We start from the raw sequence: 25,029 nt of genomic DNA, 5'->3' as shown, positions 1-25,029 counted from the left end.
GGGCGATATGGGACCAGATAGTTTCTATTTCAGAGGCCTTGAAAACAAGCTGAATCTAAGGGCCAATAATATGATGAGCTTCATTCAGATGGCCGAAGGCCGAAAACTAAAGTGGTTCCGCCAATCCCACCAGCAAACCACCTAATCCCCGGATATAGCATAGTTTATACGCATTTTCATACTGCACAATCTCACCGACCAAAGTCGAGCCCCGCTTCAACAATCTGTCCACCAACTCATCTATATTCGATACGGTAAACATCACCCGTAAATACCCCAGCGCATTTACCGGTGCCGCACGGTGATCCGCGATTAGCGCAGGACGAATAAACCGCGACAATTCCAATCGGCTATTCCCGTCCGGCGTTACCAACATTGCCATCTCCACCTTCTGATCTCCAAGGCCTGTTACCCGGCCGGACCAGTCGCCACCGATCATCGCCCGGCCTTCCAATCTCAGACCGATTTCGGTAAAAAAAGCAATCGCCTCATCCAGCGATTCGACGACAATGCCCATATTGTCCATCCTAATCAACTTGCTGTCTTCCATCGTTTTATTGATTTACTACAAACTTAGCACATTCCGAGAAATGCGTCTTTCAAAAAATTTCAGTTTATAAACTTTGTTATTAAATCAAAAAGAATAATCGGTTTATCAGCACAGCCCTGGATAAAATACCTTCACCACTTAAACCCATGGCGAAAGAGTTTGCCGTTTTTGAAGCGTGAAAAATGATGCATCCAAATTTCAGAATAAATCCCATTTAATCCCTCATCTGTTAGGCAATCATCGTTTGACTTCGGATTTTTAGTGCGATGAATGCAACCTCTTTTTCGGAAAATTTGAAAATCACATTGCTTATTCACTCGGGATGAGCCGAACTATTTACAAAACAAAAGGCAAGAACAAGGTCCCGGATTTTGAATCATCAAACGACTTGATCATCGCAAAAATCAATAAAGATTTCTATGGTTTTGAAAGCACAGAAATCAAACGTAAGGATACAAGCGTTCCAAATTTCCTGGGCAATAAAGAATCTGGGCAAAATTCAATCATTTATACCAAGAACTTCTATAAGACATTGCATATTTATAAAGTTCTTTTAAAAATCGAGATCTCGCTGCTGGGCGGTGACGATGTCAAAAATTATAATGTATCAATAGACCATTTACGGCGGGCAATTTCGAAAAGGAGTTTTCGGATCTTGCGAAAATTTACCAATACCAAATGTTTCCCGATCGCAGATTTCTTACTCCTTAGCATCTCTGTTCGAGAAACGCTTAACCGGTGCTCCCGTACCGAAGCACAGTTTTGCTTTATATCCGAGAACTTTATTTATACCTTCCGCATACCCTTTTATAAACCTGATATCAGGCAGGATATTTATAACGGCGAGGAAGTGAGCATCCCGCTATTACCATACCATTTGAAAAATGGGATAACGATATAAGTACCCCAAAGACTATTAGCGTTTTTTAAATCAGGTGATATTTTATCTGGTGTGATTGGAAGATACCGGCTGGGTTCCGGTTTACTTTTAAATTGTGGAAGGAGATTACCCATCCAAAAAGCCTTTAGTTCAATGCAGAAAATCTCCAACAATTTATGCGGGAGATTGAATATCCGGAGATCAATAAAGGCTGCCTTCTAAAACAGTTTCCATCAAGTTTACAGGTGAATGTATTGCGTCAATTAGCTAAATTAATCCATTTGTTGTTAGATTACGACTGGCGGATTGCGGTCGAGTTTCAGTATATGTCCTGGTATAATAATACAGTCTATAATTTGCTTAACACAAATAGATCGCAATGGTTATTCAGGATATGCCAAAATCATTAACACCAATGGAACTTACTGCTGACGATTTGGTCTACTTCGCTTTCGTGGCCCAAGCGGAAATTATAAAGAAAGTTACGCGGATATATCCCTTTCGGAATACGCATCTTATATCCGTGAACGACAGGAATAAAAGAAAACGGTTTTTTGTTATTTTAACAACATTGCAGGTGGCGCACTACAAAATCTCAGCTTTTTAAAGCGTTGCCTTGAGGAAAAATAACCTTTCGGGAATTTCATCAGGCTAGCGGAAGTGTAAAATAAAATGTTGAACCAACACCCTTTTTACTCTCAGCCCATATACGGCCATCGTGACGCTCAATAATTTCTGCACAAAGATATAGTCCAACCCCGAATCCTGCAATATGCTTGGTATGTTCAGTACCTACCCGATAATACCTATTAAAAATTTTAGGCAGGTCCTCTTTATCGATCCCCATCCCTTCATCTTTTACGCTTAAAACGGCAACATTATCTTCGACTGTACAACAAATGCTTACAATTTTCCCTTTGGGCGAATATTTGACTGCATTGGACAGCAAATTTGAAACTACAGAATCAATTTTACCGCGATCTCCATACACCAAAATTCCTTCAACGGCATCTAATTCAAATTCATGAATACTTGATGTTAAACGAGTTTCATCAAGCAGTTCCTCCACCAATTTGACCAGGTCAAAAGGCTGCTTATCCATTTCCAACTTGCCGGATTCTAACCTTGACACATTCAGGAATCCATTGATCAGGCTGGTCATCTTTTTGGTTTGTTGGTTTGCTTTATTTAGCGCATTGGGCACAAATGGATCAGCACTGTTTTTTAGTTTCATTTGCAAAGCCTGAACAAGCGCATTAAGTGAGGTAAGTGGAGTTTTCAATTCATGGCTTGCCATTCCTATAAAATCATTTTTTCGCTGCTCATCCCTTTTTTGCTCAGTAATATCACGTGCTATTTTTGATACCCCTATAACCTTACCTTCTTTATTAAAAATCGGAGAAATCGTTAACGAGACATCAATCAGGGTGCCACCGCTCGTACGGCGTACTGTTTCGTAATGATCGATTTTTTCACCATTACGCATCCTGCTCAATATGTTGGGTTCCTCATGTTGACGATCTTCAGGTACCAATTTTAATATGGATTGACCAACGATTTCTTCTTCCTGATACCCAAAGATTTGCTGAGCGCCGCGATTCCAGGCTGTAACAGTTCCTTCCAGGTCCTTTCCGATTATCGCGTCATCTGACGATTCTACGATAGCCACCAACTTAGCACTACGCTCATCCGCCTGGCGCAGTTCATCAATCACCAGTTGTAGTTGGTGCTGACTTTCGGAAAGTTCTTCATTGGTGGCCATTAATTCCTCATTGGTGGCCATCATCTCTTCGTTAATGGCTGTTAACTCTTCGTTCAGTGCCTGAGTTTCCTCCTCACTCAACTTTAATGCTTGCGTACGTTCGGTTACCCTCTGTTCTAATGAATCATTGGCTTCTGTAAGCTTATCCCGCGCATCCAGCACTTCTTCGTTAATAGCTGTTAGTTCTTCGTTGGCAGCAGTGATTTCCTCATTAGCAGCGCTAAGTTCTTCATTTAAAACCTGCGTTTCTTCTTCACTGACTTCAAGTTCGCGGCGTAATCGATCCTTTTCACGAACATCCTGTGTAACTTTCTGATAGGAATAAATCGTGGTACCAACCGCCAGAATAATGGCTATCAGGATAAATGTAGGAACCAAGCCCGTATATCTGTTCCATTTGGCAGTCCTTTCGCGTAGCAATATTTGTTCATCCTTTTCAGCTTTAGCAATAGCAGTCCTGAAGCTATCCATTGCGGATTTTCCGGCATCCAAATCATAACTACTGATGGGAATACCTTGTTGTTTTTTATGAATCAGCTCTTGCAAAATATCCAATCTTTGATGAAGAATATTTTGAATCCGAAGAATATTGATTTGCTGCCTACGGTTGTCGATGGTAAGTTTTTGTAATTCTGCCCCCAAATCATAAGCTTCCGTATACGCGCCGTTATAGGGTTCAAGAAATTTGGTTTGTCCCGAGAGTAGGTAACCGCGTTGACCGGTTTCAGCGTCTTTCATAACAGAAAGCAGCTTTTCCAGCTTTTGCATAACTACACCGCTATGTGAGACAGCCTAGTTACTATTCAAGAGCGTATTATAAGTTAGCCAACTTACCAACCCAACAACCAATAGGATGAATATAGAAAATCCATAACCCAGTTTAAGGTTATGGTCAAATTTATTTTTCATTATAGATAGTGAAAATGAAGCACTAAAGATAAGGTTTTTAGACAGTTTCAGCTGAAGGTTCAACTACCTATTAAAGTATTTACATAGAGCTGTCAAAAAAATAAAAATATCCTAAATTTCTTTAACAGCGAAAATTTGGAGTTAATCAAAAGATCAATGATGATTACCTAAATAGTGATAAAACTATCTTTCCTCCCTTGACCAGTGCTACGGTTATTAAACCGAATACCAAACCCAATATGAACTCTTTTATGATACCTATTAACCCGGGGAATAATTCATGAAACCAACTGATGTGATGCGAAAATATCCCACCTGAGACTAATATTAAAGCTATAGTACCTACTATGGAGAGCAGCTTTACAACCACTGGCAGTGACTTCACTAAGAAGGTTCCGAGATATGACAATAAAATTTTGGGACCGGGATACTTAATTAGCCTAAAGCCAGCATCATCCATACGGACAATCAGCGCAACGATTCCGTAAACACCGATAGTAGCCAGCACTGCTACCAGTGAAACCGACACGATCCTTATAGGAAGACTTTGATCTTCCACAGCGCCCAAGGCGATAATTACAATTTCTATGGATAAGATAAAATCGGTCATTATCGCGCCTTTTATTTTCGCCTTTTCGTTGGCAGCTGCGTCTATCTCTACATTCTCTACCTGTTGATGAGCATCTTTATCACGATGAAAAAAATATTCTATGATTTTCTCGACACCTTCATAGGCCAGATAGATACCCCCTAAAATCAGTAAAAATGTAATCGCAACAGGCAAAAATGCACTAAGTAATAAAGCTACCGGAACTATAACTAACTTGTTCAGTAATGAACCTTTGGTAATACTCCATAATACCGGCAACTCGCGGGAGGATAAAAACCCAGTCGCTTTTTCGGCATTCACAGCCAGGTCATCCCCGAGAATGCCCGCAGTTTTACCTGCGGCTACTTTCGTTGTGACAGCAACATCATCCATAAGCGCTGCTATATCATCCAGAATCGCAAAAATACCTGAAGCCATAGATTATAATTTATTGTAAATATAGCTCTAAGATATTTATAGGAGGTCTCCGGCGCATGATGATGTTCCTTCAGTCGGCCAAGTAGGGATAGTCAAGATATCCTTCTGCACCATTTCCATAAAATGTTCTTGGATCAGGCTGATTTAATGGAAGGGCATGTTTAAATCTGTACGGAAGATCCGGATTGGCAAGGAACAGTCTCGCAAATGCGATAGCATCTACCAGGTGATCTTCTATAGCGATATTTCCGGATGATAGATGATAACCGCCATTGGCAATCAAAACACCGTTAAAATGCGCACGGATATTCGCTAATGTCTCGGGATCATCCTTCGGATATGGAATGTAATCATCGAACTTATTATAGGGTTCTAATACATTGATATAGGCTATCCCCCGATTATCCATTTCCCTGGCAATGAAAGTGGTGGTATATATAGGATCAGCATCATACTGATCTGATAACCGATCGTGTGGTGATAACCTTAAACCGACCCTTGATTTTCCAAAAACTGCAATCAGTTCGTCAATTACGTCGAGCAGGAATTTTGCTCGTCTTTCGAGTGAACCTCCATACTCGTCAGTTCGGATATTCGACACCGCGTGCAAAAATTGTTCAACCAGCCCCGCATTTCCCGCGTGCAATTCAACGCCGTCAAATCCTGCTGCTTTGGCGTTTTCCGCCGCCTGCCGGTAAGCGTTGATCAAGCCTCTAATTTCCGGTACAGATAAAGCCGTTGGAATGACTGGTGCACCTGATTTTTCGGATATCGAACCGTGCGAGCCGCTATTAAAGGCGATGGAGGACGGTGCTACAGGATGCAGACCACCATTGTATTCAGGAATTGCACTTCTTCCGCTATGACTTAGCTGGGCGAACATAACGCCTCCTTTTTCATGCACAGCATCGGTCACATTTTTCCAGGCTTTTATTTGTTCGTTATTGAAAATACCGGGTTGCGAAGTACGCACTTTGCCACCCGGCGTCACGTAGGTAGCCTCAGATATAATCAAACCGGCATCCGCCCTTTGGCTATAGTAAGTAGCTGCGATGTTCATTATGACATCGTTTTGATCGACACGATTACGTGTCATGGGCGACATAAAAATTCTGTTCTTCAATTCTATATCGCCAAGTAAGATTGGCGAAAACAAGTTTTTACTATTCATTGCTGATTCAATTTTATTCACTGCAAAGTTGAATCAGGAAAGAGGTTTACAAGGTTGACATTTGCTAAGAAAAAAAATGACAAAAGTCAATCCAAAGAAAATTAGCGTTTGCTTCGCAGCCTGCTTAGTGTTTCAGGCTTAATGCCAAGATAGGAAGCGATCATAGCTTGCGGTACACGCAATGCGAATGCAGGGTAACGCTCGACGAATTTTGTATATTTTTCTTCCGCATTATAGCTGATAGACTCGTGTACCCGGTTTTGAAAAGTTACGAAACTTTTATTAAGCATATCGGTGATCAATTTTCCAAAAGATGGGATTTGATGCATTAGCAGATCTATGGATGCTTTATCAAACAGCAGTACCTCGGTATCCTCTATCGCATCAATGTTAAACCTGCTCGGCAGGCCCGATATAATACTTTCACGATCACTGATCCACCAGTTTTCCGAGGCAAAACGGATAACATGCTCTTCGCCTTTTTGGTCTACAGCATACATACGCATTAATCCATGAGTTATAAAACAGTTATAACGGCACACATCCCCTTCTTGTAATAAGTATTGCCGTTTCCGAAGTTTCTTAGGATGCGCATAGGTCTCCAGCAGCGCAAAGTCATGCTCGTTCAGCTCGATGTGCTGCAATAAATATTCTTTAAAAACTTCAAACATAAGCTTGGACGTTGCGCTAAATTAGTAATTAAAGATTTATTCATCGGCTTTAAAACACTGTAGTCACAGCTTGAGCGCCGGGATTACTGAACAATCATTTACCACCCACTTCGTTGGTAGATGAAATCACAAACTTTTCACACTTTTTTTATGCGACTTATCCTTTGTTAATTTCTTGAGGGTAGCCACTATTGTATTATTGCCGCAGATAATAATGCGATGAAATAGGCGTCAAAATAAAAATTAGATTATTCAGTAATGAAAACGAATTTTAATGTGATTTACCTTGGAGGCCCAACCATGATAATTGAAATTGGTGGGCTTCGTATAATTACCGATCCCACTTTAGACCCTAAAGGGGAGATATTCACGGTAGGGGATAAACCAGGTTATTGGAAAACGGCTGGGCCTGCTTCTTTAAATGTCGGTGGTATCGATGTTGTTTTACTCAGTCATGATCAGCATAAAGATAACCTGGACAAAGCGGGCCGAAAATTGCTGGAAGAAGTAAACAATACCTTTACAACCATCGATGGTGCAAACCGCCTGGGAAGAAACACAAAAGGTCTAAAACCTTATGAACAAGTTATTTTGAACGAACATGTTTCTATCACCGCGACGCCTGCCCGTCACGGACCGGCCGGAACCTTACATATCACAGGTGAGGTTATCGGCTTTATTGTAGAAACAAAAGATGTTCAAATTTATCTCACTGGCGACACAGTTTATTATGATGGTATTAGAGATGTTGCTGAAAAATTTAATCCCCAATATGTGTTCGTTTTTGCGGGTGCGGCAAAACCGAGGGGCCCTTTTAATCTGACGATGAATGCGAATGATGTTCTGGATACAGCCAACGTATTTCCTGACGCTACAATTATTCCCTTACACTATGAAGGATGGTCACATTATACGGAATCTGACGATGATTTGAGGAAATCTTTCGACGCCGTAGGAATCTCTGAAAGACTCGTCGTCTTGAAACCGGGAATAGTCAATTCTCTTTGAGCCTTTAATATTATGGGCAGCGTAATTCTTTACTGACTTTCAATCATGAACAAAAGAATATTATTTATTATATATCTGATTCAATGCATAATCGGAGTAAGCATCGGATTTTATTGTTTCCAAAAAAATGCGGAGGCGGGTGCCTGGGTCTTGGTTTCAACTATAATGGTTCTTGCCCCTGACAAAGACGAAGCAATCAAATTTGCTTTTAACAGGATAAAAGCAAATCTGATTGGCGCAGTTGTGGGACTACTACTCGCGCTAATACATCCATTCAATGTATTCATGATGGCATTCGGAGTCGTTTTAGCTGCAACGTTTTGCGAATTGCTAAGTATAAAATCAGCCATAAGGTCTGCTACAGTAGGCGTCATTTTGATTTCGCTTGCACCTGTTGGAAAAACTTTTTACGAAGTTGCGGCGGCACGTGCCATCGGTGTTGGACTAGGTTGTATGATTGCATTAATACTTACTGTGACGATGCATGCCTTGGTAAAGGCAATATACCGTGGAAGTTCAGATATTAACGGTAAGAATCAGGAAATTAATTTGATGGAGGAGGGTTAAAAACTTTGCATGCTGCATTTCACAGATCCATTTTCTTTTTGAATGGCATATTTTTGTTCGTGTGTTGATAAATGTCTCGATGATGATCAAACAAATTAATTAATCTAATTGGAAAATTCTAAATGATAGAAGTAGATGACATTAGCCCATTTTTAGACCTTTCAAAAAAGCTTACTGAGCACGATTATACTAAACTCAAGAAATTTACGAAAGTAAGAAGACTGAGGCCGGGTGAGGTATATATCGCGGCCGGATCATCCCAACAAAGAATAGCCCTGATTTCTAACGGGATTTTACGGGCCTATTTATTGGAACCAAGTGGGGATGAAATAACCATCATGTTACGCTGTGAAAATCAGATCGTCGCCTCCATCGATTCTATTTTGCTCAATAAACCTTCTCGTTTTTACTATGAGGCTATTGAACATGTGATCCTGATCGAGCTCGATTATCAACGGGCAATGTCATTTATTGAAAGTAACAACCGGTTGTTCGCCTTGCGACATCAGGTTTTATTAGGGTTATTATTGCAAACCACAGACCGCTTGGAAGATTTTATGCTGCTAAAGCCTCAGGAAAGGTATATCCGATTGATCACGCAGCGGCCTTACATTGCCAATCGGGTACCTGACAAATATCTTTCGACCATGCTGGGTATCACGCCGGTCTCCCTAAGTAGAATTAAAAAGAGGCTTAAAAATAAATTAACCGACTGAATTATTATATCCGCATAAATTCAGTCTATCTTATTGTAGGTATCAGTTAGCCCATCATGAACACATCTGGAACGAAATTTTCACTGATGGCCTATAATTTCCTACTTGAGCTTTATTCTCTGGCCAGTGTCCAGCATTTTTCATGGCAGCATAAAGTTCATAGGCTTCCACTTCTTTCCACTTAACAAACGCATTTTATAGTCCAGATGCCGTTGGCTATACAGATTACCCTCTATATCAGGCCTAACATAATAAAAGAGGCTAATGCTACTGCATTGGCCTCTTTTTAAGTGATTTCAGGACGAGTCATTACAATGTCAGCGTTTTTGCTTTTCAAGATCTTCTTGTAAGAAAATTTCAAGTTCTGCGACAAAGGAGGAAAAATCATACAAAATGAATCTACTTAGAAATTTAAAATCAATTTCATTGGTGGCATTGGCACCAATTGCCTTAACTGCTTGCAAAAAGGACAAAAATAATGGCGTCGGCACGCCTCAGCAACACACCATAACCGTGGAAAATGTGCTCCAATCACAACCATTGGTAGAGTCCGGAACATTTCAGGGAACAGGAACTCCTGCACTTATTCTACCGGGACAATCAACGAGCATTTCCTTTTCTGCGGCAAAAGGCGAAGCTCTTTCTTTTGCTACTATGTATGGTGCCTCAAATGATCTTTTCTTTGCGCCGTCAAACCCTGGCATCCAGGTTTATGACGCCAATGGAAATCCTATTGAAGGTGACGTTTCAGCACAGGTAAAACTTTGGGACAATGGTACCCGTGTAAACCAGAAACCGGGGGCAGGCGTTGTGCATCCGGGTGTCGCAGAAACTAAAAACATTACTGAGGTTAGTGGCACAGATGCACAGGGTAATACTTACCTGACTGCCTCTAAACTGGTTAAAGCCACGTTAAAATATAATGGTAATTCTACCTTTACCCTGACATTGCAAAACACTTCAGGAGGAACTGCAAACGAAACCCCGCTTAGCCCTGGTGTATGGAGTGTTTCTTACATTGTTGGCGGCACACTTCAGGCTCCAAACCCACTTTACACAGCCGGTCAGCCGACTTTGAACGGCCTGACCAACATTGCTGAAGCAGGTGATAACAGCGCGTTAAGCACTTACATTAAATCAATCACAGGCATTTTCACTCCATTGTCACCGATTTTGGTCGTGGTTTACAATGGTATAAATAATCCAATTTATAACACTGGTCAAGTAGATGCGGGTAATGGTCTTACTCCTCTGGCACAACAGGGGAACGCTGACATACTTGCAGCTTATTTGAAAACTTTAAAAGGGGTAAAAGCGGTGTATGTTTTACCTGCACCAACTACAAAAGTTTTATTGCCTCAAATTGCGGGTAAACAAGGCGGTGTAGTATCGCAGCAACTGAACGTAAATTCCGGTGACCGTTTAGCCATCGCCACGATGTATGGCTTTTCCAACGATTGGTTTTTTGCTTCGGCAGACAATGGTGTAGATCCTACGCAAACAGGCGATATATCAAGCACTATCAAACTTTACGACGATGGTACCGCGGTAAATCAATTTCCTGGAGCCGGCTTAACCCAGTTCAATCTTGCAGGTACACCTTTAAAGGAAAGCCAGCCGATTACTGCCGTTCCTAATCCAAATTCCTTTACAACTTTGCCAGGCATTACCAGCATTATTAAAGTAACGCTTAAATAATTAAAATACAGGCTGCCCAATTGGGCGGCCTTGACTTTTACTGCTTTTTAAATCATTTTTAACTGATCCCAATGAAACTTTCTATTGCTAAGATATATACTCTTTTTGCTATTTTAAGCTTGATCACCAGCTCTGTTGGATTCGCTGAAAGCCAAATAACTCAATTTTCAGGAATTGACACCATTGGCCAGAATTATCCTGCAAAACCAACAGATATCAGCCCATTACTGATCGGTGAAAAGATACCTGCTGTAAACATTCCGGCTGCAAACGGCAAACCATACGATTTAAATACCCATATCGCTGAAAAGTCTACCATATTAATTTTTTACCGTGGTGGATGGTGTCCGTTTTGTAACAAGGAATTGGCCGGTATTCAAAACATACAAGCTGATTTGCTTAAACTTGGATATCAGATCATCGCCATCAGTACAGACAGCCCAGAGAATTTAAGCAAGAGTATCGATAAACATCAGTTAAGCTACACTTTACTATCAGATGCAGATCTGGCCGTTTCCAAACAATTTGGTATCGCATTTAAAGCTCCTCCAGCTTATGGCAAAACATTGGAGGAAGGTTCAGCGGGTAAAAACGTCGATAAGTTACTACCCGTACCATCTGTCTTTATACTGGATAAAACAGGTCTAATTCAATTTGAATACATCAATCCGGACTTCAGACAACGCATCAGTCCCTCATTGCTGCAAGGAGTAGCAGTGGCATTGAAAAACGAGAATAGCAAATAATATCTTGACCTTAAATAATTAGGATAATCCCCAATTGATCATTTAAATCTAATTAATATAATCAACATCAGATGGGAAAAATCTTCAAGAATCTCTTAGACCTGCGAACTTCAATACTCCAGGTTACAGAAGGACTAACCGACAAACAATTGAACGAAATACCCGACGGTTTCAACAATAACATCGCTTGGAATCTTGGACATGTGATTGCAACGACGCAAACAGTTTGCTATTTACGATCTAATCAAGCCATTGTGTTGGATAATCTATTTGTCGATCAATTCAAATCCGGTACACGACCGGAAACTATTGTTAGCCGAGACGAAATCGAACAAATTAAAACTTTGCTGATCTCAAATATTGAGAAGCTTCAGGATGACTATGAAAAAAGTGTTTTCGTTGAATATAATTCGGTAGTTACACGGTATGGCGTTCAACTGAACACCATTGAGGAGGCAATTGATTTTCTGCAGTTCCACGAGGGGTTTCATTTGGGCTATATACTGGCTATTAAAAGGTTGGTCGCATAATCACCAGCGAGTAAATGTGACTCAAAAATCGAAGGTTTTATGGGCGCTTAATTAAAAAGAAAATGAAATTCAATTGTCATACTGTTGGACTAACTTATGGATTATTTCTGCTGTTGTGCGTCACCACCTCCGCTCAGCAGACTCATAGAAAAAACGAAATAAATTTTCTTGACAGGAGTTTTTCTCAAGCGTTGACATCTGCAAAAGGGCAGCACAAAGTTGTCTTCGTGGATGCCTACGCGGTATGGTGCGTACCATGTAAAGACCTTAAACTTAAAACCTTTAAGAATAGTCAGGTAGCATCATATTTTAATAACAACTTTATAAACATTTCCATTGACGTTGAAAAGGGCGAAGGAGAAAAATTTGCTGAGTTATTTGACGTCAGTAGTTATCCCACACTGCTTTTTATAGATGAAAATGGAAATTTAATCAAGAAAGCCGAAGGATTTATAGACGTAACCTCGATTCTGACCTTGGCGAAGAATATTAAATAGACATCTGATCATAAGTGTTTTTTAACCTTACAAAAAAGATGAACTTTTTTGTAAGGTTTTATGCCTCGTTCCGACTAACAGGAATTACACTTTTAATAAAACGATACAAATGCGTAGCGAACCAAACATCGACTCGATTGCTGAGCCGGTTGCAAAACATCATATTGCCCCTGAGAACTGGGTTGACTTACATGCCGATTACTTGTTTAGCTTCGCATTTAGCAGGGTGGATAACGAAGAACTTGCACGCGATCTGGTACAGGATACCTTTTTATCGGCATTAGAAAAAAAGACCAACTTCAGAGGAGACAGCACGGAGCGAACCTGGCTTACAGCCATTCTGAAATATAAGATCATTGATACCTACCGAAGGAAAGCAAACGGATTCAAGGCGAAGGATAAATTCGGAACGCCGGTTAATGAGCCTGATTTTTTTGATCCAGACCTGAATAATTGGAAAAAAGAACATTGGCCTGCACTTTTTGGAGTGGAAGAAAATGATCCACTTCACAATAAAGAGTTTATGAGTATTCTGCAGCGATGTATGAGTAAACTGCCACCGCTCTGGATGTCTGTTTTCAAGCTCAAACATCTGGATGATGAGCATACCGACAGCATATGCAAAGACTTAAGGATCACCACATCTAACTTTTGGGTTATTGTACACCGGGCAAAGGTAAACCTGCGCTCTTGTCTACAAAAAAACTGGATCTGATATGAAAAAAGCGCTAAAAACAGAAAAGGAACAGATAGCCTATAATTGCAGGAAGGCTACACTGCTCATTGAAAAAAAGCAAACTATTGAGCTCACAGCGAGGGAAAAAATGGAATTGCAGCTACATCTGGCAGGTTGCTATATCTGTCAGGTTTATGAGAAACAGAGCATTATGATCAATAGCATGATGAAAAAGGCATTTACCATGCATGGTGATGAAATAAAACTCGATACCTCCTTTAAAGAGCAGTTGAAGCAGAAAATTCACGATAAAATGAGGAATAATTAAAAGGAATTTGAATTTGAGTAAATTGTACTTTGTTAAAACGTTTGATTAGAGAAAGGTTACCCGGTTGGGTTAGATATATGGCGCAATACGTCCAAACTGTGTTCTTGCCTATGGGCTATTTTGTGTAACAATGGTAATTCAGTATGATAAGCCTTTGCGCTTGCCTTTACTGGTTAAAATGTTATTGAAAAATCAAAAAAAGGCAGGGATCATAAGCTTTAGCAACGCTCCCTCAGGCTAATATGCCTGACTGGCATAGGATGATTTCCCGGTGCTATTGCAAGTCGGATTCTAGAAAAGCTTGCACTCCAGCAGAGATAATATTTAAACGGATATAATCCGTAATGTTAAGTTAGTTTTTCAATGTGTAAGGGATGGACGCCATTAATATCGCTCCATCCCTTGATACATTATTGTACTTTTTCCGTAAAACTTAATTTTTGCGTGGCGGGTTATTAACTCAAATGCTAAACTTCTTTAATATAATGACAATTTCAAAAGATAATTAGCGGGATTCAATAGGTATTTTTATCGACCAATTTTAAAGACCTGTTTTAACCATTTCGTAAGATGATGAAACGATTTCTCGTTATTGCAATTTTATGTTTTTCAGTATGTGTTGTTCGTGCTCAATCGGTTTCAAACGCGCCGGAAAAAGTTAAATGGTTTACTGATGCCCGGTTCGGTATGTTCATTCATTGGGGACTGTATAGCGGTGCCGAGGGTATATGGGAAGGCGAACGCCTTAGAAATGGTAATAATTACGCTGAATGGATCCGTTATCGAAATCGGATTTCCCAGGACGATTATATTAAGTTAGCGAAACGGTTCGATTGGAACAGAATCGATCCTGAACAATGGGTATTATTGGCAAAAAGAGCAGGAATGAAATACATCCTGATAACGGCAAAACATCATGATGGCATCGCCATTTGGAACTCCAGAGCAAGCAGCAACAATTTGACAGCGCTTAGCGGTTCTGATAGAGATGTATTGAAAGAATTGGCAGCTGCATGCAAAAAGCACGGAATGAAATTGGGGTTCTATTATTCTCACTGGCTGGATTGGGAGCATCCGGATGGTTGGGATCATAACCAGGAGATCACTGGTCGGATATCTGATGAACAATACGATAGGTATTGGCAAACAAAAGTTCTTCCGCAGCTTAGGGAATTGCTAACGAACTACGGTGATATCGCTATGATCTGGTTTGATATGTGGGTAGACTATAAAACTACTGTTGTCAAAAAAGCACAGTTGGATCAAGTCATAAAATTAATTCATACTTTACAACCAGCTTGTTTAATCAACTCTCGACTGGGATTTCCATCAACGTATCCGGGAATTGACTTTGAAACTTTAGGTGACAATCAACTTGGCGCTGTTTACACAGACCATCCTTGGGAAACATCCGGAACAATTGCCAATTCATGGGGATACAATGCGCTTGAAAACGAATATAAGTCTACGAGCCAGCTCCTTCAATCACTCATTGGAAATGTAAGCTTAAATGGTGGGGTTACTTTAAACATAGGACCGCGGGCAGATGGATCCGTTCCATATGAAGATGTGATCAGGTTAAATGAAATAGGTAGCTGGCTTAGCAAAAATGGGGAGTCGATTTATGGGTGTACGGGTTTAAAACTTCGTCCTGATCAGCATGACTGGGGACGCATTACAACCAAAAAAGCCGGGGATAAGCAGCTTGTCTATTTGCAGGTTTATAATTGGCCATTGGACAAAATATTGCGCTTAACTGGTATCGTTTCTAAGCCAGAGAAAGCAGAACTGATTACAGATAATGGCAGGACAAGATTAAATTACACTCAAGCAGGACCCTATACACACATTGAATTGCCCAATGTATCGGGTGATCATTTTGTGTCTGTAATTGCATTAACCTATTCAAAGCCAGTAGAACTGAATGAAAAAGCTGTTGCTGAATCAACTTTTGGAGGATTGGCATTAACCGGATCAAATTCTGCGGCACAATCACATGCCTATAAAATTATTCAGTTCGATGGCGTCCGACCAAAACATACAGTTCTGGACACCGCTGGTAATCTTACCTGGCGAATTTATGTATCCAATCCTGGTAATTATAACGCAAATGTATCGTATCATAATAATTCCAAAAATGATCTATCAATTCAGCTGAACGCTGATAACCAAAATCTGACAGGGGTTTTAAAGCCTACAGGAAGAGTTGTTGTGGAACCCCATGATAGTTATACCGAAGAGTTTGTAGATAATAAAATTGGCACATTTAAATTTCCGAAGGCAGGATATTACGATTTGACCCTAACCGTAAATCCAAGTCTTGGCCAGTCATTATCGTTGAACAGGATCTGGTTGAGTAAAGAATAAGAGTATGCGAATTATAGCCGAAATGTGAGTTTGATAATAAATCCTTCTTTCAAATAAAACAATTTGTTAATCATCATTTAATAAGAAGTCCCATAGCAGTAACTTTGTAACAGTAATAGTGTCAATGCGTAAGTATCAACTGCCTATTTTTACCGATAAAAAGCTTTTGTCACTCCTGGCGATAAGGGATGATTATGAGGCGTTCACAGAACTTTATTTTAGATATTGGAAAATCTTACTGGATACTGCTTACCAGCGAATCAAATCGCGTGAAGCTTCTGAAGAAATAGTACAGGAAGTTTTTTTAAACCTTTTCTTAAACAGAAAAAAAATTGAAATAACTTCCAGTTTGGAGGCATGGTTGAAGACAGCATTGAAATACAAAGTTTTTAACAGCTACCGGTCGCAGCAAATTCATTTGCTGCATCTCAACAAGATCATTCTTCAAAATGAAATAGCACCCATTAGGCCTGATGAGGTGGTCACTCTTAAAGAAATTAAACATAGGATTGAAGTCGCTGCCGCTAAGCTTCCCAATAAATGCCAACAGGTATTTATGATGAGCAGGTTCGAACATCTTAACCAGCAGGAAATTGCTGATCGGCTTGGTATATCCCTAAGTACGGTTAAAAAGCATCTAACTAAAGCCATAACAGCCATGCGCACAGAATTTCGTGATGATGATTTGGGTGCATTTTTGATACCATTCGTTGTGCTGCTAACATTTTTTAAATAATTTTTTCTTTTCGAATAGCACCTTTCCCGTTTTGAAGTGACTTCAATAAAAAGGGTCATATGAATTACGGCGAAAGCAGAATACTTCTTCTTCTCGAAAAATTTAATAATGGTACAGCAACGCGGGAGGAATTGGCTGAACTGGATGTGTGGTATGACTCTTTTGATCAGGAAAGCAAACTAACAGAAGAACTAAGCGCCGATCAGAGTAATGCTGTTCGAGATCGAATGTTGGGTAAAATCAATCGTGGCCTACCCAAAGAGTCTCCTAAGAAAAAAGGGGTTCGGAAACGAAGAATTTTAGGGCTTATTGGTATCGGTCTTGCGACACTTCTTCTGTTGATATTATTTCTATTCAAGGCTCCGGAAGTGCTAAATATTTATTCCAAACGAATTGACGCTAATCCAGGGAAAAATACCGCCCATTTAATTTTATCGGATGGTTCTGTTATTGACCTTGAAAAAGCGAAAATAGGACCATTATACAGACAAGCCAATCTGCTCATTGTTAAAGATTCTACCGGCCAAATTTCCTATCATTTGGGAAAATCAAGCCTGGGAAACATAAGTCTTGGTGATAACAGTTTGGAAGTTCCCTCTGGAGGTCAGTATCGTGTAGTACTGTCTGATGGAACAAAAGTATGGATGAATGCTAAGTCTAAGTTCAGCTATCCTACAGCATTCTTGGGTAATAATCGGCTGGTTACCCTCTTAGGAGAAGCCTATTTTGAAGTCGCTAAGAATAAGAAAAGGCCATTTATTGTGCATACTCCTCAGCAAGAAATTAAAGTCCTCGGAACACACTTTAATGTGAACGCCTATGACGATGAAAAAATTCAAAGAACGACACTGCTGGAGGGATCGGTTCAAATAACCACGAATGATAAGTTACCCAAAATGGTGATTATTAAACCAGGACAGCAAGCCCAACAAGACGAGCAGATGATTCAAATTCGCTCCGTGAATACAGATGCTGCTGCGGGTTGGAAGGATGGCGTTTTCGTTTTTGACCATACAGATATACATGACCTTATGCGTCAGTTAGCCAGATGGTATAATGTACAAATCATCTATAAAGAACGTCTAAAGCCGAGAAATTTTTCGGGAGAGATTCAAAGAGATTACACTTTGCTGGAAGTTTTAAGGATACTGGAACTTGGTAATATTCATTTCAAAATAGAAAATGCAACTAACGCAGGTAATCAAAAACGCCTCATAATCGAATAGTAAATCCAATAAATAACCAAATGAATTAGTGCCTATGATGAGATAAAAAACAAACCTTTCAAAAGGACAAAGGAACGCTGAGGAGTGCTTCGAACCCATCCCCAGCGCCGTCCGGGTAGTCCTTTTACTGGCTGGAAATCCAGTCAACAATCGAGCAATAAATTAACTACACTAACCCAAACGTACAAAAGTATGAATTTAAACTGGTGTATGGCGCGCTCCTATGAGCAACGGCGTGCTGTGCTAAAATTTTTGATGATAATGAAACTAATTTTCATCATGGTGATTGTTGCGTGTTTACATGTTTCTGCAAAAACTTATGGGCAGCTTGTGTCCGTAAATGCCACCAATAAACCATTAACTGAAATGTTTAAGCAAATCCAAAAGGAAACTGGTTATCGTTTCTTTTGGGAGGGTGATGACGTTTCCCGGATCAGGTTGTCGGTAGATATTAGAAATGCAAGCCTGGACGATGCGCTACAGCAAATATTCAACGGCCTGCCGTTAACCTATAGTATCTCCAAGAATACTGTTGTAGTACAAAAAAAGGAGATATCATTAATAGACAGGATTAAAGCTATATTGCTTTCGGTAGATTTCCATGTAACAGTAAATGACGATAAAGGACAGCCTTTGCCTGGGGCTACGATTAGTATCAAGGGTAACAATTTTGAAAAAGGTGCCATAACGGATCAGAATGGCGAATCAAAAATCGAAAAGGTTCCTCAAGGCGATTACCATATTGTTATAACCAGTATTGGATTTGCGAGATACGAAAAAAACATGACTGTCAATAGCGATAACAAGGATCTTGTAGTTACTCTGGCCACGCTGTCTGCCAGCCTCAACGAGGTGGTGGTTGTTGGCTACGGTACGCAGCAAAAAGCAACGCTAACCAGTTCTGTTGAGACCGTGTCCAGCAAAGAAATAGTAAACCGTCCAGTTCCCTCTGTATTGAACATTTTGCAGGGTGAAGCTGCTGGTCTGAACATTCAGCAAACTGATGGAAATCCTGGATACGGATCGACATCAGTAGATATACGTGGAAACAGTACAATTTCGAATAATCCCGTTCTATATATAGTTGATGGGATGGCAGTTAATGGCATCGACTACCTTAATCCTAATGATATCGAATCCGTAAGTATTTTAAAAGATGCATCGGCAACTGCAATCTATGGTGCCAGGGCTTCCGGAGGAGTATTACTGGTTACGACAAAGAAAGGTAAGCTGAATTCTAAACCTATAGTTCAATATAGTTCTATTTTTGGTTACCAACGACCTGCGAGACTTCCCAAATTTGTAGATGCACCTCAATTTGTAGATTTATACAATCAGGCCCAACTTAATGATAATCCGGGTGTGCAGGTAAAATTCACCCCTGATGTAGTTCAAAAATACAAATTAGGTGAATTGCCAAGTACCAATTGGCTACCGTACATATTACATAACCAAGCCTTGCAAAACCAGCAGAATCTAAGTGTAGCAGGTGGATCAGGAACAGCCGATTATTTTGTTTCCGGCGGTTACCTCAACCAGGGTGGCTTGATTAAAAATGTTGACTACAAGCGTTACAGCACCAGAGCTAACGTTAACGTTCAGGTTTCCAAAAGGTTAAAGCTGGGTATCAACACCGTTCTGACCAAGGAAGATAAATTACAACCATCTTATGGATTGGGAAATGCATTGCAGTGGTCCTACATTGTACCAGTGACAGAATACCCCTATACCAAAGGCGGGCATGACCGCAGTTACCGGGGTGGTGATCAGCCTAATGATATCATGACTAAGGCGGGCGTTCAAAACGAAACCCTTAACACCATCAATACTAACTTTCTGGCTGAATTTAAAATACTGGACAATCTGTTGCTAAACGCGACCTATGGATATAACTATACAAGCAGTTTTTTATCAGGTTTTAATAATAAATACCCGCTATATAATGACGATGAACAGATTGTGGTTTATAACAATGATCCGAACAGCGCATATAAAGCAAACTATTCCCGAATCCATCCAACTACCCTAATTACTTTAAACTATAACAAATCAATAGGTAAGCATAACATTAAAGCATTGGCGGGATATTCACAGGAACAGGATCGCTATGATTACAATAGCATTACACGTTATGGTTTCCTCAATAATTCTCTTGACCAAATAGATGCAGGGTCATCAGACCCTACCTTGACCAATGTTTCAGGTAATGCCACTGAATATGCGATCAGGTCATGGTTCGGACGTGTCAACTACAATTATGATGGCAAATATTTGTTGGAAGCCAACGCTCGTTATGATGGGACTTCTGTGTTTGAAAATAAAAAATATGGGTTTTTCCCATCTGTTTCCGCAGGTTGGGTAGCGTCTGAAGAAGACTTTTTTAAGCCTCTTGCTAATACTGTAAACTTCTTGAAAGTTCGTGCTTCATTAGGCCAGGTTGGTAACCAAAATGCCAGTGGTTTATATCCTTGGGCCAATACTATCGGACAAGACAAATATGTACTTAATAAGGCAGCTTCGACGACCACTTTTTATAATAATTCTCCAAACCCTAATTTAACCTGGGAAGTAAAAACAACGATCAACCTTGGTCTGGACTTAACCATACTGAGACATCTGGATGTTAATATAGATCTGTTCCGCGATAGAACAACTGGTATATTGCAATACTTGACAGTTCCAACTACTTATGGTATTTCTGGGCCTCAGCAAAATGTTGGTATTTTAAGGAACCAGGGGTTTGAAATCAACGTAGCTTACAAGAACAATATCGGCAAGCTGAATTATCGCGCAGCAGTTAATTTCTCTGACGCCAGGAATAAAATTTTAAGTTTGGGCGGTGCTCCGGAACAACTTGGTGACAACCCTTTATTAGTTGGACAATCTCGCTGGGTTTGGTATGGATTACAAGCTGAAGGGCTATTCCAGTCAAAAGACGATATAGCTAACCATGCCACGCAAGACCCTCGTGATATTCCAGGGGACATTAAAATCAAAGATGTTAACGGTGATGGCAAAATCACTCCAGACGATCGTGTGGTTCTTGGACAGGCGACACCGCATTATCGTTATGGAATCAGCCTTGGAGCAAGTTATGGCGGATTTGATGCTTCGATATTGCTTCAGGGGGTAATGAGCAATTTACTTAGGGTTCAGGGAGGGGCACAAGTACCGTTCTACTTCAACGGAGATGGCAATATCCTGCAATCACAACTTGATTATTGGTCACCTTCTAATCCGAATGCCCGTTATCCGATATTGCGAACCGACCAATCTGTTAATAACGGACAGTTTAACAGTTGGTGGCTTTTCAAAGCTGCTTACATGCGTTTCAAAAATGCACAGATTGGGTATACATTTTCAGACCGGCTGACCAAACGCTTAGGAGTAAGTTCGGTAAGATTCTTCGTCACTGGAGACAATTTATTGCTGATTACCAGTAAGAATTTTCCAAAAAGTCTTGACCCGGAAATTGCGAATTATGGAGATGGCTCAAATTACCCGCAGGTGCGCAATATCAGTTTAGGGCTGAATGTGACTTTCTGATCATAGGTTTAATTTTTGAAGATAAGATCATGAAAAATTTAAGATATAAGATATCAACAATAGTAATAGCCATCGCTGCTGTTTTAGCTATAGCAGGGTGTAAAAAGGGGCTGCTTGATCAGCATCCTCTTAATCAGATAACCGACGAAACATATTGGCAGTCGGCAACCGACGCAACTATGTTTGCAACAAGGATGTATACCTACATGCCACAGGATAATTTTGTGTATTATGAAGGAATGAGCGACAATGGAATTAGTAATGACCCTACAACTCGTCGCTTTGGTAACAGCACACAAGATCCCACTATTAGTAGTAAAGAATGGAGTTATGAACCCATGCGTCAGGCTTATAGTTTTTTTACAAACGTGGATAAAGTCCCTGATATGGACCCTGGATTAAAAAAACGTCTGACAGCAGAAGTTAAGTTTGTACTGGCCTATCGGTATTTTATAATGACTACGCTATATGGCGACATTCCATTGGTCACTAATCTAATAACAGATCCGACCAAGGCTGACATTCCCAAAAGTCCCAAAGCAGACATCATGAAGGCCGAATTGCAGTGGTTAGATGAAGCTGCGACCGATTTACCGTTAAGCTATACTGGAGCAGATCAGGGACGTGCAACAAAGGGAGCAGCACTTGCCTTGAAATCCCGTATCTACTTATATGCGGGAGATTACGCTAATGCAGCGGCTGCGGCAAAATCGGTTATGGATCTGGGGATTTATAAACTCTATCCCAGCTATTTCGATTTCTTTCAGAAAGATGGTGACTATTCATCAGAGGATATCTGGTCATTTGGTTATACCCTTTCTGTACATCAAAACAGTTTGCGGGATATATTAGGATCACAGGCATTAATGAACGGCCGGAATATTCTTGACCCTACATCAGAACTAGTTAATGACTACGAAAGCAAGAATGGCTTTTATCCCTATACTAAAGATCCAGGATATGTTGCCACTGATCCCTACAATAATCGCGATCCTCGTTTAAGACAAACTATCTTATGTCCTGGGGATATTTATAAGTATCCATATTTTCCTAATATCAACCAATACGACCCATTCAATAATCAGGGCGACCGTATTGGCGGTGACCTTGGCTCTCGTTCTGGTTATTCCTGGTGCAAAAATGTTGACCGTTATGACTATGTACGCTCAGGCGTCAATAATTGGAAAGCGTTCCATTACGCAGAGATCCTACTGAATTATGCAGAAGCACAAAATGAGGTAGGTGGCCCTACAGCCGACGTTATCGCTGCACTTGACCAAATTCGTTCAAGAGCTGGAATGCCAACAATCGCACAGACATTTACTACGAACGCATTAGCAATTAACCAGACTAATATGCGGACATTTATCCGTCACGAACGCAGAATTGAGCTTGCGGGAGAAGGTTTACGTTACTTCGATGTTTTACGATGGAAAATTGGAGAACAGGTAATGCAAGGAGCAATTTACACAGTTGATGCCACCGACGGTATCACTAACATTAGCACTGCAAATGGCCATATCAATAAATATCCGAAAACGGTTATTGAGCAACGCTTCTTTAATAATGCCAAGTTTTATGTATGGCCGATTCCTCAATTAGCCATAGACGCATCTAAGGGTATACTGACCCAAAATCCTTTATGGAAATAATCTATCAGAGGGGCAGCAAACTTTGCTGCCCTTTTATTTACTATCTCTTTGTCCTATAAATTACCCTCAACATGAAATTTAAATCTGCTTTAAAAGCGAGTCTGTTTTTACTTCTTCACTTATTAGTGATAAAAGCTTTTGCCCAGGAAACATCCAAATTGCCACTTGGCGAATTGCAGCAAAAGTTTGTCGACCTCAAATTCGGCATGTTCATCCATTTCAACATACCCACTTACTTTAACCAGGACTGGCCTGATCCTGAGGCTTCACCGGCAGCGTTTAACCCTACAAAATTAGATGCTGACCAATGGGCGAAAGCGGCAAAATCGGCAAATATGACCTATGGCTGTCTTACTACGAAACATCATAGCGGTTTCTGTATCTGGGATACCAAAACCACGGACTATAATGTAATGCACAGCCCTTATAAAAAAGATGTGGTGCGTCAGTTTGTCAACGCATTCCGGGCAAATGGACTAAAAGTTATGCTGTACTACTCGATCCTTGACACGCATCATAAGTTACGCCCTAACGAAATTCAGCCAAAACATATTGAGATGGTAAAAAAACAATTGACTGAACTATTGACTAATTATGGCCCGATTGAAGCGCTGATTATTGACGGTTGGGATGCCCCTTGGTCACGCATATCTTATGATGATGTACCGTTTGAACAGATTTACAAATTGATCAAGACCCTTCAGCCTAACTGTATCTTAATGGACCTTAATGGCGCTAAATATCCTAAGGATGGTCTTTATTATACAGACATCAAAACCTATGAAATGGGCGCTGGTCAGCGAATGTCAAAGGACATTAACCAAATGCCGTCGCTGGCATGTCTGCCGTTACAATCTTCATGGTTTTGGAAGACAAATTTCCCGTCGACTGATGTGAAAAACCCGGCAAAATTGGTTGAGGAAACAATTGAACCTCTTAATAAAGCTAATTGTAATTTCATTCTTAATGTTGCGCCAAACCGCGACGGCTTGTTTGACGACAATGCGGTGGCTGCATTAAAAGAAATTGGAAAACTTTGGCACAGTGACGGAACCAAGGCGAACTTTAAAGCCGCTGGCGCACCGATTATTGCTACTAATTTGGCAAAACATCAGCCCGCTAATTCAAGCTGGAGCGATGATATGAATATTATGGATTTCGCAAACGACGACGATTTTGGTTCTTCATGGCAATCAAATCCAGAAGTGAAAAATCCCTGGTATGAAATTGATTTTAGATCGCCCCAAACTTTCAACGAGATCGCCATTTTTGAGCACAAATCAAACATAAAGAAATATAAGCTTGAATATTTTGCCAATAATAAATGGAATACCCTATTTGACGGTGAAAAACCAGAACGTGTAAAACTACATCGCTTTGATGCAATAAAAGGAGATAAAGTGCGAATGCAAATTGAAACCTACGATACACCTCCATCGATAGCCGAATTTGGTATATATAACGAACCCCGTTAATGTTTAACAAGCAAATAAGAATTTATATCAAAGTTTTAGTCTTTTTTTCGCAGCGCTAAATGATTCTGCTCAACTAAATGCAGGTAACATATTCCATCTATAAAGACATTGAAGGGAATTGTGATAAATTGACTTTAAAAATCTAATGATATTATAAGTTTTCCCAGAGTGGTACAAATATGGCACAGAAAATTTTGACAATGTTTTTTTTCTTTGTAAATTGCTCACTGTAAAATTGATACGACGATTTTTTCAACATAACCTAAAGATTTCTAATCTGTAGGTCTTTGG

22 protein-coding genes are annotated in these 25,029 nt (G+C 40.2%); 17 read left to right on the top strand and 5 right to left on the bottom strand.

The window, feature by feature from the left end; all coding sequences use genetic code 11:
* Positions 1-106 precede the first annotated feature (106 nt).
* Positions 107-550 carry a VOC family protein gene (locus MTO98_RS07175; protein WP_243485922.1) on the bottom strand — a complete coding sequence of 148 codons (444 nt, stop codon included), beginning with the start codon at positions 548-550 and terminating at the stop codon, positions 107-109.
* A gap of 322 nt (positions 551-872) precedes the next feature.
* Between MTO98_RS07175 and MTO98_RS07170 the strand changes: the two genes are divergently transcribed.
* Complete coding sequence (locus MTO98_RS07170) at positions 873-1,451, top strand: hypothetical protein (protein WP_243485921.1); 579 nt, start codon at positions 873-875, stop codon at positions 1,449-1,451.
* A 155-nt stretch (positions 1,452-1,606) separates the two neighbouring features.
* Positions 1,607-1,840 (top strand): DUF72 domain-containing protein, encoded by a 234-nt coding sequence (locus MTO98_RS34405; protein ID WP_371825408.1) that lies wholly within the window; start codon positions 1,607-1,609, stop codon positions 1,838-1,840.
* A 236-nt stretch (positions 1,841-2,076) separates the two neighbouring features.
* Here MTO98_RS34405 and MTO98_RS07165 read toward each other — a convergent pair whose 3' ends face one another.
* The 4 genes from MTO98_RS07165 to MTO98_RS07150 all read right to left on the bottom strand — a co-directional run bounded on the left by MTO98_RS07165 (position 2,077) and on the right by MTO98_RS07150 (position 6,970).
* Positions 2,077-3,960, bottom strand: coding sequence for a PAS domain S-box protein (locus tag MTO98_RS07165; protein ID WP_243485920.1), 1,884 nt, complete (start codon positions 3,958-3,960; stop codon positions 2,077-2,079).
* Positions 3,961-4,264: 304 nt separating this feature from the next.
* Positions 4,265-5,128 carry a DUF808 domain-containing protein gene (locus tag MTO98_RS07160; RefSeq protein ID WP_243485919.1) on the bottom strand — a complete coding sequence of 288 codons (864 nt, stop codon included), beginning with the start codon at positions 5,126-5,128 and terminating at the stop codon, positions 4,265-4,267.
* A 70-nt stretch (positions 5,129-5,198) separates the two neighbouring features.
* The gene (locus MTO98_RS07155) at positions 5,199-6,224 is read right to left on the bottom strand and encodes an alkene reductase (RefSeq protein ID WP_243485918.1); all 1,026 of its coding nucleotides are present in this window, start codon (positions 6,222-6,224) and stop codon (positions 5,199-5,201) included.
* Positions 6,225-6,400: 176 nt separating this feature from the next.
* Positions 6,401-6,970 carry a Crp/Fnr family transcriptional regulator gene (locus MTO98_RS07150; protein ID WP_243485917.1) on the bottom strand — a complete coding sequence of 190 codons (570 nt, stop codon included), beginning with the start codon at positions 6,968-6,970 and terminating at the stop codon, positions 6,401-6,403.
* Positions 6,971-7,228: 258 nt separating this feature from the next.
* Here MTO98_RS07150 and MTO98_RS07145 point away from each other — a divergent pair, with 258 nt between their 5' ends.
* The 15 genes from MTO98_RS07145 (at position 7,229) to MTO98_RS07075 (ending at position 24,738) form a co-directional block, all read left to right on the top strand.
* Positions 7,229-7,978, top strand: a complete 750-nt coding sequence (locus tag MTO98_RS07145; RefSeq protein ID WP_243485916.1) for an MBL fold metallo-hydrolase — start codon at positions 7,229-7,231, stop codon at positions 7,976-7,978.
* Between the two features lie 45 nt (positions 7,979-8,023).
* On the top strand, positions 8,024-8,545 hold the full coding sequence (locus MTO98_RS07140; protein ID WP_243485915.1) for an FUSC family protein: 522 nt from the start codon (positions 8,024-8,026) through the stop codon (positions 8,543-8,545).
* A gap of 122 nt (positions 8,546-8,667) precedes the next feature.
* Entirely contained in the window at positions 8,668-9,261 is a 594-nt protein-coding gene (locus MTO98_RS07135) for a Crp/Fnr family transcriptional regulator (protein ID WP_243485914.1), read from the top strand.
* Positions 9,262-9,654: 393 nt separating this feature from the next.
* Positions 9,655-10,959, top strand: coding sequence for a spondin domain-containing protein (locus tag MTO98_RS07130; protein WP_243485913.1), 1,305 nt, complete (start codon positions 9,655-9,657; stop codon positions 10,957-10,959).
* Between the two features lie 71 nt (positions 10,960-11,030).
* Positions 11,031-11,705 carry a peroxiredoxin-like family protein gene (locus MTO98_RS07125; protein WP_243485912.1) on the top strand — a complete coding sequence of 225 codons (675 nt, stop codon included), beginning with the start codon at positions 11,031-11,033 and terminating at the stop codon, positions 11,703-11,705.
* A gap of 71 nt (positions 11,706-11,776) precedes the next feature.
* Positions 11,777-12,235 carry a DinB family protein gene (locus MTO98_RS07120; RefSeq protein WP_243485911.1) on the top strand — a complete coding sequence of 153 codons (459 nt, stop codon included), beginning with the start codon at positions 11,777-11,779 and terminating at the stop codon, positions 12,233-12,235.
* A gap of 62 nt (positions 12,236-12,297) precedes the next feature.
* Positions 12,298-12,732 (top strand): thioredoxin fold domain-containing protein, encoded by a 435-nt coding sequence (locus MTO98_RS07115; protein WP_243485910.1) that lies wholly within the window; start codon positions 12,298-12,300, stop codon positions 12,730-12,732.
* Between the two features lie 109 nt (positions 12,733-12,841).
* The gene (locus MTO98_RS07110) at positions 12,842-13,447 is read left to right on the top strand and encodes a sigma-70 family RNA polymerase sigma factor (protein WP_243485909.1); all 606 of its coding nucleotides are present in this window, start codon (positions 12,842-12,844) and stop codon (positions 13,445-13,447) included.
* Position 13,448: 1 nt separating this feature from the next.
* A complete protein-coding gene (locus tag MTO98_RS07105; protein ID WP_243485908.1) occupies positions 13,449-13,736 on the top strand; it encodes a hypothetical protein in 288 nt (95 codons plus the stop codon).
* Positions 13,737-14,306: 570 nt separating this feature from the next.
* Positions 14,307-16,103, top strand: a complete 1,797-nt coding sequence (locus MTO98_RS07100; RefSeq protein ID WP_243485907.1) for an alpha-L-fucosidase — start codon at positions 14,307-14,309, stop codon at positions 16,101-16,103.
* Positions 16,104-16,227: 124 nt separating this feature from the next.
* Positions 16,228-16,839: an RNA polymerase sigma factor gene (locus MTO98_RS07095; protein WP_243485906.1), complete on the top strand. Its 612-nt coding sequence runs from the start codon at positions 16,228-16,230 to the stop codon at positions 16,837-16,839.
* A gap of 59 nt (positions 16,840-16,898) precedes the next feature.
* On the top strand, positions 16,899-18,065 hold the full coding sequence (locus MTO98_RS07090) for a FecR family protein (RefSeq protein WP_243485905.1): 1,167 nt from the start codon (positions 16,899-16,901) through the stop codon (positions 18,063-18,065).
* Between the two features lie 192 nt (positions 18,066-18,257).
* Positions 18,258-21,611 (top strand): TonB-dependent receptor, encoded by a 3,354-nt coding sequence (locus MTO98_RS07085; protein ID WP_243485904.1) that lies wholly within the window; start codon positions 18,258-18,260, stop codon positions 21,609-21,611.
* A gap of 29 nt (positions 21,612-21,640) precedes the next feature.
* On the top strand, positions 21,641-23,263 hold the full coding sequence (locus tag MTO98_RS07080) for a RagB/SusD family nutrient uptake outer membrane protein (protein WP_243485903.1): 1,623 nt from the start codon (positions 21,641-21,643) through the stop codon (positions 23,261-23,263).
* Positions 23,264-23,334: 71 nt separating this feature from the next.
* The gene (locus tag MTO98_RS07075) at positions 23,335-24,738 is read left to right on the top strand and encodes an alpha-L-fucosidase (protein WP_243485902.1); all 1,404 of its coding nucleotides are present in this window, start codon (positions 23,335-23,337) and stop codon (positions 24,736-24,738) included.
* The last annotated feature ends 291 nt before the right edge of the window (positions 24,739-25,029 follow it).

The sequence above is a fragment of the Mucilaginibacter sp. SMC90 genome (genome assembly GCF_022811725.1).
Taxonomy (GTDB): Bacteria; Bacteroidota; Bacteroidia; order Sphingobacteriales; family Sphingobacteriaceae; genus Mucilaginibacter.
The sequence above is the reverse complement of the archived record's forward strand: the minus strand, read 5'-3'. Positions and strand labels throughout refer to the sequence as shown.